The 11,750-nt window shown below is 61.6% G+C and carries 11 protein-coding genes; 7 read left to right on the top strand and 4 right to left on the bottom strand.

Annotated features, from left to right (window positions below; translation table 11 throughout):
- Positions 1-146: 146 nt before the first annotated feature.
- Positions 147-1,187 (bottom strand): glutamine synthetase beta-grasp domain-containing protein, encoded by a 1,041-nt coding sequence (locus QTL95_RS05580; protein WP_289718980.1) that lies wholly within the window; start codon positions 1,185-1,187, stop codon positions 147-149.
- A 478-nt stretch (positions 1,188-1,665) separates the two neighbouring features.
- On the opposite strand from QTL95_RS05580, the gene QTL95_RS05575 reads away from it, so the two are divergent.
- Both QTL95_RS05575 and QTL95_RS05570 read left to right on the top strand, forming a co-directional pair.
- Complete coding sequence (locus tag QTL95_RS05575) at positions 1,666-1,869, top strand: DUF2735 domain-containing protein (protein ID WP_289718979.1); 204 nt, start codon at positions 1,666-1,668, stop codon at positions 1,867-1,869.
- A gap of 127 nt (positions 1,870-1,996) precedes the next feature.
- Positions 1,997-3,205, top strand: a complete 1,209-nt coding sequence (locus QTL95_RS05570) for a TIGR03862 family flavoprotein (protein WP_289718978.1) — start codon at positions 1,997-1,999, stop codon at positions 3,203-3,205.
- Positions 3,206-3,210: 5 nt separating this feature from the next.
- Here the strand turns inward: QTL95_RS05570 and panB are convergent, their stop codons facing one another.
- Positions 3,211-4,032 carry a 3-methyl-2-oxobutanoate hydroxymethyltransferase gene (gene panB / locus QTL95_RS05565; RefSeq protein ID WP_289718977.1) on the bottom strand — a complete coding sequence of 274 codons (822 nt, stop codon included), beginning with the start codon at positions 4,030-4,032 and terminating at the stop codon, positions 3,211-3,213.
- Positions 4,029-4,907, bottom strand: a complete 879-nt coding sequence (gene panC / locus QTL95_RS05560; protein ID WP_289718976.1) for a pantoate--beta-alanine ligase — start codon at positions 4,905-4,907, stop codon at positions 4,029-4,031. Before panC ends, panB begins: the two co-directional genes overlap by 4 nt.
- 276 nt (positions 4,908-5,183) lie before the next feature.
- Between panC and QTL95_RS05555 the strand changes: the two genes are divergently transcribed.
- Positions 5,184-5,852, top strand: coding sequence for a DnaJ domain-containing protein (locus tag QTL95_RS05555; RefSeq protein WP_289718975.1), 669 nt, complete (start codon positions 5,184-5,186; stop codon positions 5,850-5,852).
- Between the two features lie 31 nt (positions 5,853-5,883).
- Here the strand turns inward: QTL95_RS05555 and QTL95_RS05550 are convergent, their stop codons facing one another.
- A complete protein-coding gene (locus tag QTL95_RS05550) occupies positions 5,884-6,975 on the bottom strand; it encodes a siderophore-interacting protein (protein WP_289718974.1) in 1,092 nt (363 codons plus the stop codon).
- 267 nt (positions 6,976-7,242) lie between these two features.
- Between QTL95_RS05550 and QTL95_RS05545 the strand changes: the two genes are divergently transcribed.
- The 4 genes from QTL95_RS05545 to QTL95_RS05530 all read left to right on the top strand — a co-directional run bounded on the left by QTL95_RS05545 (position 7,243) and on the right by QTL95_RS05530 (position 11,750).
- Positions 7,243-8,136, top strand: a complete 894-nt coding sequence (locus tag QTL95_RS05545; RefSeq protein WP_289718973.1) for a substrate-binding domain-containing protein — start codon at positions 7,243-7,245, stop codon at positions 8,134-8,136.
- A gap of 173 nt (positions 8,137-8,309) precedes the next feature.
- Positions 8,310-9,827 (top strand): sugar ABC transporter ATP-binding protein, encoded by a 1,518-nt coding sequence (locus QTL95_RS05540; RefSeq protein WP_289718972.1) that lies wholly within the window; start codon positions 8,310-8,312, stop codon positions 9,825-9,827.
- A complete protein-coding gene (locus tag QTL95_RS05535) occupies positions 9,824-10,786 on the top strand; it encodes an ABC transporter permease (RefSeq protein ID WP_289718971.1) in 963 nt (320 codons plus the stop codon). Before QTL95_RS05540 ends, QTL95_RS05535 begins: the two co-directional genes overlap by 4 nt.
- 19 nt (positions 10,787-10,805) lie before the next feature.
- Positions 10,806-11,750: a tagatose kinase gene (locus QTL95_RS05530; protein WP_289718970.1), complete on the top strand. Its 945-nt coding sequence runs from the start codon at positions 10,806-10,808 to the stop codon at positions 11,748-11,750.

Below are 11,750 nucleotides of genomic sequence, written 5' to 3'. Positions count from 1 at the left end.
GCTTGCACAGCGTTATCTCACGAATTCGAAAGCGAAGGATGGAATTCCGTTTCTCTCCTGCTCCGAACCGGGACAACGAGGCAAAAGCAAAATGGCGCCGGCTTTCGACCGGCGCCATCATAAGGCTGAACGATATCGTCAGGCGCTTATGCAGCAGCCGAAGCGGAACCCGAGAGAGGAACCTCGGAGATCGTCTTCAGAACGCGCGAAGCGATCTGGTAGGGGCAACCCTGCGAGTTCGGGCGGCGATCTTCCAGGTAGCCCTTGTAGTCGTTCTTGATGAACGAGTGCGGGACGCGGATCGACGCACCACGGTCGGCAACGCCGTAGGAGAACTTGTTCCACGGAGCCGTCTCGTGCTTGCCGGTCAGGCGCTTGTCGTTGTCAGGACCGTAAACAGCGATGTGGTCGAGCAGGTTCTTGTCGAACTGCGCCATCAGGGCTTCGAAATATTCCTTGCCGCCGACTTCGCGCATGTACTTGGTCGAGAAGTTGCAGTGCATGCCCGAACCGTTCCAGTCGGTGTCGCCGAGCGGCTTGCAATGATACTCGATGTCGATGCCGTACTTTTCGGTCAGGCGCTGAAGCAGGTAGCGAGCCATCCAGATTTCGTCAGCGGCGCGCTTGGAGCCCTTGCCGAAGATCTGGAATTCCCACTGGCCCTTGGCCACTTCGGCATTGATGCCTTCGTGGTTGATACCGGCAGCCAGGCACAGGTCGAGGTGTTCTTCGACGATCTCGCGAGCGACGTCGCCAACGTTGGAGTATCCAACGCCGGTGTAGTACGGGCCCTGCGGAGCCGGGTAGCCCTGCTCGGGGAAGCCGAGCGGACGGCCGTTCTGGTAGAAGAAGTATTCCTGCTCGAAGCCGAACCAGGTGCCTTCATCGTCAAGGATGGTGGCGCGGGCGTTGGACGGATGCGGGGTGACACCATCAGGCATCATGACTTCGCACATGACGAGCACGCCGTTGGTACGAGCCGGGTCCGGATAAACGGCGACAGGCTTCAGCACGCAATCCGAGCTGCGGCCTTCGGCCTGCATCGTGGACGAGCCATCGAAGCCCCACAGCGGCAGCTGCTCGAGCGTCGGGAATTCCGCGAATTCCTTGACCTGCGTCTTGCCGCGAAGGTTCGGCACCGGGGTGTATCCATCGAGCCAGATGTACTCGAGCTTATACTTGGTCATTTGCGCGTCTCTCAAAACAAAAGGTGTCAGCAAATCCTGGCGAACATGGAGGCCTAAATCTCCTCGTCCGCCGGGGATGCCCGTTTATATGCATGTGCCGTGCCAGTTTGTCGGACTGCAAATGTTGGCAGGGCAAAATAACCTCGCAGCCTGCCCGCAGTCGGCCTTTGAACAGCCTGGAACCTATAGCGGACTCAAACAGTTAAGGCCCTAGCAGGACGCGACCGCCACCAGGGCCGATGCCTCAGAAGAACGCAAAGATAAAAACGGCACCCATTCGCACACCGCATGAACAATCCATTTAATAGGCATTTGCTCTAAAAATAATCATTAGAAAACTCTGACATAAATGAATGCAACCAAGGCTGCCCATTATTCCAACAAAGATTGCACTTTTTTAAATCAATTAGAGCAAACTATGTGCAGGCGTGTTATATTGCTTCGACGTCGAAGGACGGCACCCGATCAGGAGGCATTCATGGCCACAGTCATACATCAGGAGTCAGCAAAGATTTTCGCTTTTCCCGCCAAGCGATTCAAGCCGGCGGGCACGCGGTCGAAGGTCGACCTTACGGCGGATCTTGTACCCTCGGTCTATGAAAGCTGCTGGTACCACGACGATGCCATGAAGGAAGAGCAGGCTCCCGCGAAGCCCACGGTCAGCCTTCGCATCGTCGATTGATGTAATCCAACAGGACGATGCCGCGAGCCATTTGGCTTACACGCTATTGATCAGGCGAGTGATTGCTTGCACTTCGTTGCGCCGCGAGCCATGAGAAGGCCTAGATAGATCGGCGCTGGGCGAACTCATGACGCGTAAACGGATTGCAATCTTCGGCGGCGGGCCATCCGGCCTCATGGCGGCGGAAGTTCTCTCTCTGTCCGGTCACACTGTCACGGTCTTCGAAGCGATGCCTACCGTCGCCCGCAAGTTCCTTCTCGCTGGCAAGTCCGGGCTCAACATCACCCATTCCGAAGATTACGCAAACTTCGCTGACCGGTTCGGCCTTTCGAATGCGCGGCTGAGGACGGCGCTCGATGCTTTCACTCCCGCAGATGTCAGGACCTGGGCGTCCGGCCTTGAATCCGAGACCTTCGTCGGATCGTCCGGCCGCGTCTTCCCGACCGCCATGAAAGCCTCGCCGCTGCTTCGTGCCTGGATCAGGCGATTGGAAGCGCAAGGCGTGACGATCCGCACCCGGCACCGATGGGTCGGCTTTGCGGAGGGCAACCATCGCGTCGAATCCGCAAATGGCGTTGAGGTCGTGCACTGCGACGCGGCTCTCCTGGCGCTTGGCGGTGCAAGCTGGCCGAAGCTCGGTTCCGATGGCCGCTGGACCGACTGGATGATGGAGCGAGGTGTTGCCGTCCACCCCTTCCAACCCGCAAACTGCGGCTTCGACATCGCGTGGAGCGAAACTTTCCGCGAGCGTTTTGCCGGCGCACCGCTCAAATCCGTCGAGGCAACGTCGGCGGCGGGCACGATCCCGGGCGAGTTCGTGATATCGCGCGAGGGTATCGAAGGCAGCCTTGTTTATGCCCATGCCGCGGCGCTCCGCGACGTCTTGAATGAAGGGCGTCCGGCGCTCCTGACAGTCGATCTCATGCCCGGACGGACACGGGACCGGCTGGAAAGAGACCTCGCCCGACAGGACCACAAGGCAAGCCTCTCGAACCGACTGCGCAAGGGCGCCGGGATTGATGGCGTCAAGGCGGGATTGCTGCGCGAACTTGCCGGCGACCGCGATCTTCGCGATCCCAAAGCCCTTGCCGGCCTGATCAAGGCGCTGCCTATCAAGGTCGTCCGGCCGCGACCGATCGCCGAAGCGATCTCGTCGGCGGGCGGCGTCGAATGGAACGACATCGACGACGACTACATGCTGAAGGCCCTGCCCGGCCTGTTCGTGGCGGGCGAGATGATCGATTGGGAAGCACCGACCGGCGGCTATCTGCTCACCGCCTGCTTTGCCACCGGCCGCGCGGCCGCGCGCGGCATCGATGCCTGGCTCAACCGGTAGGGCACCTACCGCTTGATCTGAAACGTGTGCTCGGCGGACGGAAACGCGCCGGACCGCACCTCATCCGCATAATCCGCCACCGCCTCCGTGATCAGCGGGCTCAACTCGGCATATCGCTTGACGAAACGCGGCTTGAACTCGTTGAACAGGCCAAGCATGTCATCGGAAACCAGCACCTGGCCATCGCAGGCCGCCGATGCGCCGATGCCGATCGTGGGCACTGCAAGCTCCGCCGTAATCTCCCGCGCCAGCGGTTCCACGGTCCCCTCGATAACAAGCGCGAAGGCGCTCGCGTCGGCAATTGCCCGGGCATCCCGGCGAATCTTGTCAGCCTCCTCTGGCGAATGGCCGAGCGAGCGAAAACCGCCCGCCGTGTTCACTAGCTGCGGCATCAGCCCGACGTGGCCGAAAACCGGTACGCCGCGCGCGGTGAGAAAGGCAACGGTCTCCGCCATCTCCTCGCCGCCCTCGAGCTTCACGCCGTCGCATCCCGTCTCCTGCAATATGCGCGCGGCGCTGCGGAAGGCTTGCTCCCTGGATTCCTGATAGCTGCCGAAAGGCAGATCGACGATCACGCAGGCGTGCGACACGCCGCGCATCACCGCCTGGCCATGCGCGATCATCATCTCCAGCGTGACGCCGACAGTGGTGTCCATTCCATAAAGCACCATTCCGAGTGAATCGCCGACAAGCAGCAGGTCGCAATGCGGATCGAGCAGACGCGCGATCGGCGTCGTGTAGGCGGTGAGGCAGACGATCCGGTCACCGCCCTTCATCGCCCGGATGGCTGTTGTCGTCCGGCGCTTCTGCCTGGTCTGCGTGCTCATCGGATGCCCTCGCCTTCCTCGGTCGCCGGCGCGCCGATAACCCTGTTGTCGAGAAGCCGCGTCGCGCCCACGCGAACGAAGAGAGCGACCAGCGCCGGCCCGCCGCGCAGGCTCTGCATCGGCTCCAGTGTTTGGGGATCACGGACCGCCACGACTTCCCAGTTTGCCAGCGGCTCACGCTCGATGAACTCTCTCAACGCGGCCGCCAGCTCCACGGGATCATCGCACCCACCGGCGTAAAGCCGCTCCGCCTCGGTGAGAGCGGCGGGCACGATGCGGGCTGCGATCCGTTCCTCGGCGCTGAGATAGACATTACGTGAGGAACAAGCGAGGCCATCGGCTTCCCGCACCGTGGCCACCGCGACGACGCGAACGGGCTGGGCGAGATCCTCGACCATGCGCTTGATCAACACCACCTGCTGGTAGTCCTTTTCGCCGAAATAGGCCGCATGCGGCTGGACGAGATTGAAGAGTTTTGTCACGACGGTGGCGACACCGGCGAAATGCCCGGGGCGAACCTCACCTTCCAGCCGGCTGCCGATCGACGGCACATCGACGACGGTCTGCATCTGGCGCGGATACATCTCCGAGACCTCGGGGGCGAAGAGCACATCGACACCGGCCTGTTCCAGCATCGCGCTGTCGCGCTCCGGCGCACGCGGGTAGCGCGCCAGATCCTCGTTGGCGCCGAACTGCAGCGGATTGACGAAGATCGAGGCCACCGTGACCTCGTTTTCCGCCCGCGCGCGCGACACGAGCGCCATGTGACCGACATGCAGAAAGCCCATGGTCGGCACGAAACCGATGCGTTTTCCCGACCGCCTGATGCTGTCGAGATGCTCCCGCAATTCCGCGACCGTCCGGATCACGCGCATGTCCTGCCTCCCCTGCGTTTCCGGCCGCGAACCGCTGGCCGGGCAAATGGTGGCGGATAGAACTCGATTTGCTTAAATGCGTCAACGCGGGCAGAGACATTATATCGATTAGCAATGCACGAGCACGCCATCGACGGCATGCAGAAAGCGTCGCTCTCGATTTTGTTCATTCTTTTTGTCCAAACTCTGCCCCACTGATGGTAGAAGAGGGTCCTCGAATGGACGAATGCCCTCGCATGGGTGTCATGGCGATATCAGAACGACAACGGAGTGATGGTGACCAATCCTTATGAGATTCTCGGGGTCCGACGCGATGGAACCGACGATCAGATCAAGGCCGCCTATCGGCGCCGCGCCAAGACGACACATCCTGATTCGGGCGGCGATCCCGAGGCTTTCGCCCGTGTGCAGAAAGCTTACGAGCTGCTGCTCGATCCCGTTCGCCGCAAGGTCTTCGACGACACCGGCTATGATGTCGAGCTTGCCGATCCTGTCGATCTGCAGGCGCTGATCGTCATCGAGAAGCTGGTCAACCAGCTGACGCTCGACGAGCGCGAGCCCGGCACCTTCGATCCGCTTGCCCATATGCGCAACGACCTCTCCGAGGAAATGCGCAAGGCGCGCTTCAGCAAGCGTGAACTGGAGCGCCATTCCGCGCGGATCGAGCACCATCTGGAACGGCTTGAGAAGAGGCCCGCGACGGATATCCTTGGCTCAATGCTGCGCTCCCGCATTAAGGCCATCGCTGCGGCAATCAGCGAGACTGAAGCCAAGATCAAGGCGAACGAACGCGCCTGCGAAATGCTCTACGACTATATGTACGAAGTCGACGAAATCCCCGAAGAGAGCGAGGCGCTAGTCGAAAGCGACGCTGCTCCTGCTCTGCGCGCGAAACGCGAGGAGCGCCCCTTGTGGGTCGTGCCCTCCGCAGCCCAGGAGGGCTGATCGACCCGAAAATCGGCCTGAAGGCTAGTGGCTAGCCGGCCATCAGGCCGGCCGCGCCGCGTTTCCAGTAGCCAGCGGCGAGCGTCTGGTCGCGCCCATAGCCAAGCGTCTTGCGCCAGTACTCGCGCACCTGCTTTGCGGCATCTGCCTCCGAGGCAAACCAGCCGAAGCTCGAAACGTTCTGCGGCCAGTCGACCGCACAGACGGCGCGCGCCAGCTCGGCATGTTCGCCGCCGGGAACGCCGTTTCGGTGTATCCACTTAAGCACGACGCCCGGCGGGCAGGAGATCTGCTGCTCGTCGGCCGCGCCATCGACCTCGACGAAGGCAGCGCCACGCGTATCTGCCGGCAGATTTTCCAGGATGCGGCTCATCGCCGGCAAGCCGGTCTCGTCGCATCCCATGAGATACCAATCGGCCGAGCGAACCGGTCGTCCGAGCGGCCCTATGATGCCGACGACATCGCCCTCCGCCGCATGCAGCGCCCAGGCCGAGCCGATCCCTTCTTCGCCACCGTGGGGATCGCCGTGCACGACGAAATCCACATCCATGTAACCGGCCTTCACGTCCAGCTTGCGGATCGTGTAGACGCGGGTGGTCGGCTTGCGATCCTCCGACGGCCAAAGCGCCAGACCATTGGCGCCAGCGATCGGCCAGACCGGATCAGGCACCGTCTCCGTCGGGAACAGCATGCGGATATGCATGCCGGTGAAGCTTTCGAAGCGGTCGAGATTCTCACCCTCGAGGCGGACACGACGCATGCCCGGCGTCAGCTGCCATGCGTTCCTTACCCGCATCAGCCGGAAGGACGACAGAACAGTGTCATCCGCCAGATCACCTTGCCACGCCATCTCCGGCTTTTCGCTCTTGGCATAGAGCTCGATCGCAACGCTGAAGAGCTCCTTTACCCGGCGCAATCCCTCGGCCTCGGCGGCGGACGCCTCCATCACCAGCTTTCCCGGCGCCATTTCGAAACGACCGGCACCGAAGGCGAACTGAAAGCTCACCGTCTCGTCGGTCTGCACAACATCGGCCTCGAAGCTTTCGAGGCGATCGACGATGAGATGAAGGTAGTCGGCGAGGTTCGAGAGGCGGAGCTCGGTACGGCAATTCAGCTGGTTCATATGGATTATTCGTTTTGTTGAGTTTTACAGTCAATTTTTCGACTTATGCCATGTTCGCCCAGTCTTGCAAGCGTGGGCGGCACTAACGCGCCATTTTGTCCATCAGCAGGAAACTTGACGTTAGATTTTATCAAAAAGTTTTCGCATAAATATTTTAAAGTTGACGCGCGCAAACATTGCTGATTGATAGGCGCGTCAGCTGGCAATGGAGGCCGCCATCGTGACGGCCATTCGCACCGGCCTCGTGCATTATTTAGGGAGGAAACCATGTCCGTTTCTCGCATCGCAAAATCGCTTCTCGTATCCGCAGCCTTCAGCTTGGCCGCGTTCGCCGCGCATGCCGAAGGCATCGGCGCATCGCTGCTGACGCAGCAGCATCCGTTCTACAATGAGCTCGCCAAGGCGATCACCGCTGAAGCCAAGGCCAAGAACGTCTCGGTCGAAATCGCGATCGCCAACCAGGACCTGAACAAGCAGCTCGCCGACATCGAAGACTTCATCGTCAAGGGCGTCGATGTCATCATCATGTCGCCGGTCGACAGCAAGGGCGCGCTCGCAGCCGTCGCCCGCGCACAGGCGGCGGGCATCAAGGTCATCACCGTCGACGTTCCTGTCGAAGGCGCCAAGGTTTCGTCCTACATCGGCACCGACAACTATGCCGGCGGCGTCAAGGCTGGCGAACTGATGGCCGAGCAGCTCGGTGGCAAGGGCAATGTCGCGATCATCGACTATCCGCTCGTCCAGTCGGTCGTGAACCGCGTCAACGGCTTCAAGGAAGCCATTGCCAAGCACCCCGACATCAAGATCGTTTCGATCCAGACCGGCATCACCCGCGCCGAGGCGCTGGCCGTCGCGCAGAACATGCTGCAGGCAAACCCCGACATCAACGGCATCTTCGGCTTCGGTGACGACGCAGCGCTTGCCGCAGCCGTCGCGGTCAAGTCGTCGGGTCTCACCGGCAAGGTCAAGGTTATCGGCTTCGACGGCATGCCCGAGGCGATCAAAGCTGTCGACAGCGATCCCGACATGGTCGGCGTGATCCAGCAGTTCCCGGACCAGATGGGCAAGCTCGCGGTCGACACCGCGCTGGACCTCAAGGCCGGCAAGGACGTGCCCGCCGAGCAGCCGATCGTTCCTGGCGTCTACGTCAAGAAGCAGTAAAGTCCTCCCAAGGCGCACTGTGCGAAGGTCCCAAGTCTCGCACAGTGACCGCTCCTTCCGGCGGTCGGGTTCTTCCATGAGCCGGCCGCCGGAAAGCAGCGACATCTCCGCGACAAATCAGAGCGCCCCATGCACCTTCTCGATGCTTGCGGCTCTTGGTGAAAGGTGACGCCATGGAAACCTCCGGCGACAACGCGATCCTCGAGATCAAGGACATTACGAAAGTCTTCGGCGCGGTGACCGCGTTGAAGAGCATGCAGCTGAAGGTCCGCCCCGGCCGGGTTCATACGATCCTCGGCGAAAACGGCGCCGGCAAATCGACGCTGATGAAGATTCTTGCCGGCGTCTACCAGCCGACATCGGGCTCGATCCTTCTGGGCGGACAGCCCTACGCGCCGGCCAATCCGCAGGATGCGGCGGCGGCGGGTCTGACGATCGTCTTCCAGGAACTCAGCCTCTGCAACAATTTGAGCGTCGCCGAGAACATTCTCGCGACCCGCGAGCCGACCAGGGCCGGCTTCATCAACGACAAGGCGCTTGTGCGCCAGGCGGCGGCGATCGTCGCCGACCTGAAGCTGCCGATTTCCGTCACTGAAAAGGTCGGCGACCTGTCGATCGCGCAACGCCAGCTGGTCGAGATCGCCAAGGGCCTCAGCATCGACGCCAAGGTCGTCATTCTCGACGAGCCGACATCTTCGCTGAGCGACAGCGAAGCCGAGATCCTGTTCGAGATCATCGGCCAACTGAAGGCGCGCGGCGTGGCCGTCATCTACATCTCGCACCGCATGGAAGAGATCATGCGGCTCAGCGACGACATCACCGTCGTGCGCGATGGCAGCTACATCACCACGCGCGACAAGTCCGAAGCCACAATCGACGAGCTGATCGCCCTGATGGTCGGCCGCGACATGAACGAGATTTATCCACCGCGCGACGTGCCGGCGCCTGAGCTTAGCGAAAAGCCGGTGCTGGCGGTGAATGGGCTTTCCAGCCATGACGAGTTCGAGGACATTTCCTTCGACGTGCGCCCCGGCGAAATCCTCGGTTTCTTCGGCCTGATCGGGTCCGGCCGCTCGGAAGTGATGAAGACGCTCTTCGGCATGACGCAGCCGACCTCGGGCACCATCTCGATCGACGGCAGCGCGGTGACCATCACCTCCCCCGTCGATGCCATCAACCGGCGTATCGGCTTCGTCACCGAGAACCGCAAGGAAGAGGGCCTGGTGCTCAGCCACAGCGTCGAGAGCAACATCTCGATGGTGGCGCTGGACAATTACTCAAGCCCCTTCGGCTTCCTCAAGCGCCGCCGCGAACGCGACGACGCGAAGATGGAAGTCAGCCGGCTCGCCATCAAGACGGCGTCGCTCGATACCTCGGCGGGATCGCTGTCCGGCGGCAACCAGCAGAAGATCGTGCTGGCCAAGTGGCTGCTGACCAAGCCGAGGATCCTGATCCTCGACGAGCCGACACGCGGCGTCGATGTCGGCGCCAAATTTGAAATCTACAAGATCATCCGCCAGCTGGCGGCGGAAGGCACGGCAATCCTGCTGGTGTCCTCCGAACTCCCCGAGGTCATCGGCATGAGCGACCGCGCTGTCGTCATGAGCGAAGGGCGGGCCACCGCCATCGTTACCGGCGATGAGATGACACCGGAAAAGATCATGAGCTTTGCTACGGGATTTGTATCATGAGCGACAAGAGCGCAGCCAATGCCGCATTCCGGCAGGTAATGAAGCAGTATGGCGGTATTTTCCTATCGCTGATCGTCCTTTGCGTGATCTTTTCGATCACCAATCAGCGGTTCATGTCCGTTGCGAACTTCCTGAACGTGCTGCAGCAGGTTTCGGTCATCGCGATCGCGGCCTTCGGCATGACCTGGGTCATCCTGCTCGGTGAAATCGACCTGTCGATCGGTTCGATCATCGCGGTCGCCGGCATGGTCGGCGCGCAATGTTTCGCGTTCGGCATGGGCTTCGTTCCGGCGCTCGTGCTGACGCTCGCAGCCGGCGCGTTGCTGGGTCTCGCCAACGGCGTGCTGACCGCGAAGTTCCTGCTGCCCTCCTTCATCGTCACCGTGGCCACCATGGGCATCTATCGCGGCATGGTCAGCCTGCCGACCAACGGCGCGCCCGCCATGATCATGGAGCCGACCTGGACGGCCATCGGCACCCAGAGCTTTGTCGGCATCCCGATCGTCATCTGGGTCGTGGCGGTGCTCTTCCTGTTCAACCATATCCTGCTCAGCAAGACGAAGTTCGGTCGTCGCGCCTATCTGACCGGCGGCAACCGCGAAGCAGCACTCTATTCCGGCATCAAGGTCGATCGCCTGAAGATCATCATCTTCATGATCTCCGGCATCATGGCTGCCATCAGCGGCATTCTTCTGTCGTCGCGCCTGTTCTCGGCCCAGACCAACGCCGGTATGAGCTACGAACTCGACGCCATCGCCGCAGCCGTTCTCGGCGGCACCAGCCTTGCCGGCGGCGTCGGCACCATGATCGGCACGCTGATCGGCGCGCTCATCATCGGCGTGCTCAACAACGGCATGAACATGCTGTCGGTGCCTTACTTCTATCAGCTCATCGTCAAGGGCCTCGTCATCCTCGTCGCCGTCTATCTCGACGTGCGCTCGAAGCGCGCCAAGCAGTAATCCTGAAGAGCAAGCAGCCATGTCGAAAATCCTCACCATCGGCGAAATCCTGGTCGAAATCGTCGCCACCAATCGCGGCAACGGCTTTCGCGAAGCCGTGCCGCTGATCGGCCCCTTCCCTTCGGGCGCACCGGCGATCTTCATCGATCAGGTCGGCAAGCTCGGCCAGGATTGCGCGATCATCTCCCGCGTCGGCGATGACGACTTCGGCTGGGTCAACATCAACCGCCTGACTGAGGACGGCGTCGACGTCTCCGGCATCGAGGTTGTCCCACAGGGCACGACCGGCAGCGCCTTCGTGCGCTATCGCGAAGACGGCAGCCGCGCCTTCGTCTTCAACATCCGCCACAGTGCCTGCGGTGAGATCGAGCTGTCAGACAAGACGCTGGCGCTGATCGACGGCTGCACGCACATGCACGTCATGGGCACCGCTCTCTACGCCCCGAGCGTAGTAAAGAGCATCCTGACTGCCGTCGAACGCATCAAGGCCGCCGGCGGCACCGTGTCCTTCGACCCCAACCTGCGCCCCGAGATCCTCGACAGCCCAGGCATGCGCGAAGCGTTGCAGACCGTTCTGTCCGTCACCGATCTCTTCATGCCGAGCGGCGAGGAGCTGTTCCTGTTCGCCGAGGCGAAGACAGAAAAGGAAGCCGTAGCCGAGTTGCTCGCCAAAGGCATCAAGGCGATCGTCATCAAGCGCGGCGAAAAGGGTTCCAGCTACTTCGACAAGACCACCCAGGTGGATCTCGAGGGCTATAAGGTCGAGGAAGTCGACCCCACCGGCGCCGGCGACTGCTTCGGCGCGACCTTCGTCACCTTCTGGCTGAAGGGAATGCACCCGGCCGAAGTGCTGCGTTACGCCAACGCCTCGGGCGCCCGCGCCGTCACCAAGGCCGGCCCGATGGAAGGTGCCTCCACGCAAGCAGAACTCGACGCCCTCATCAAAGCGCAAGGACAAGCCTGA

The sequence above is a fragment of the Rhizobium sp. S152 genome (genome assembly GCF_030380735.1).
Lineage (GTDB): Bacteria > Pseudomonadota > Alphaproteobacteria > Rhizobiales > Rhizobiaceae > Rhizobium.
The sequence above is the reverse complement of the archived record's forward strand: the minus strand, read 5'-3'. Positions and strand labels throughout refer to the sequence as shown.

What these genes read in the sequence shown, in the direction of transcription:
- QTL95_RS05580 (WP_289718980.1), bottom strand. Translation starts at nt 1,187, where the DNA reads ATGACCAAGTATAAGCTCGAGTACATCTGGCTCGATGGATACACCCCG.
- QTL95_RS05575 (WP_289718979.1), top strand. Translation starts at nt 1,666, where the DNA reads ATGGCCACAGTCATACATCAGGAGTCAGCAAAGATTTTCGCTTTTCCC.
- QTL95_RS05570 (WP_289718978.1), top strand. Translation starts at nt 1,997, where the DNA reads ATGACGCGTAAACGGATTGCAATCTTCGGCGGCGGGCCATCCGGCCTC.
- panB (WP_289718977.1), bottom strand. Translation starts at nt 4,032, where the DNA reads ATGAGCACGCAGACCAGGCAGAAGCGCCGGACGACAACAGCCATCCGG.
- panC (WP_289718976.1), bottom strand. Translation starts at nt 4,907, where the DNA reads ATGCGCGTGATCCGGACGGTCGCGGAATTGCGGGAGCATCTCGACAGC.
- QTL95_RS05550 (WP_289718974.1), bottom strand. Translation starts at nt 6,975, where the DNA reads ATGAACCAGCTGAATTGCCGTACCGAGCTCCGCCTCTCGAACCTCGCC.
- QTL95_RS05545 (WP_289718973.1), top strand. Translation starts at nt 7,243, where the DNA reads ATGTCCGTTTCTCGCATCGCAAAATCGCTTCTCGTATCCGCAGCCTTC.
- QTL95_RS05540 (WP_289718972.1), top strand. Translation starts at nt 8,310, where the DNA reads ATGGAAACCTCCGGCGACAACGCGATCCTCGAGATCAAGGACATTACG.
- QTL95_RS05535 (WP_289718971.1), top strand. Translation starts at nt 9,824, where the DNA reads ATGAGCGACAAGAGCGCAGCCAATGCCGCATTCCGGCAGGTAATGAAG.
- QTL95_RS05530 (WP_289718970.1), top strand. Translation starts at nt 10,806, where the DNA reads ATGTCGAAAATCCTCACCATCGGCGAAATCCTGGTCGAAATCGTCGCC.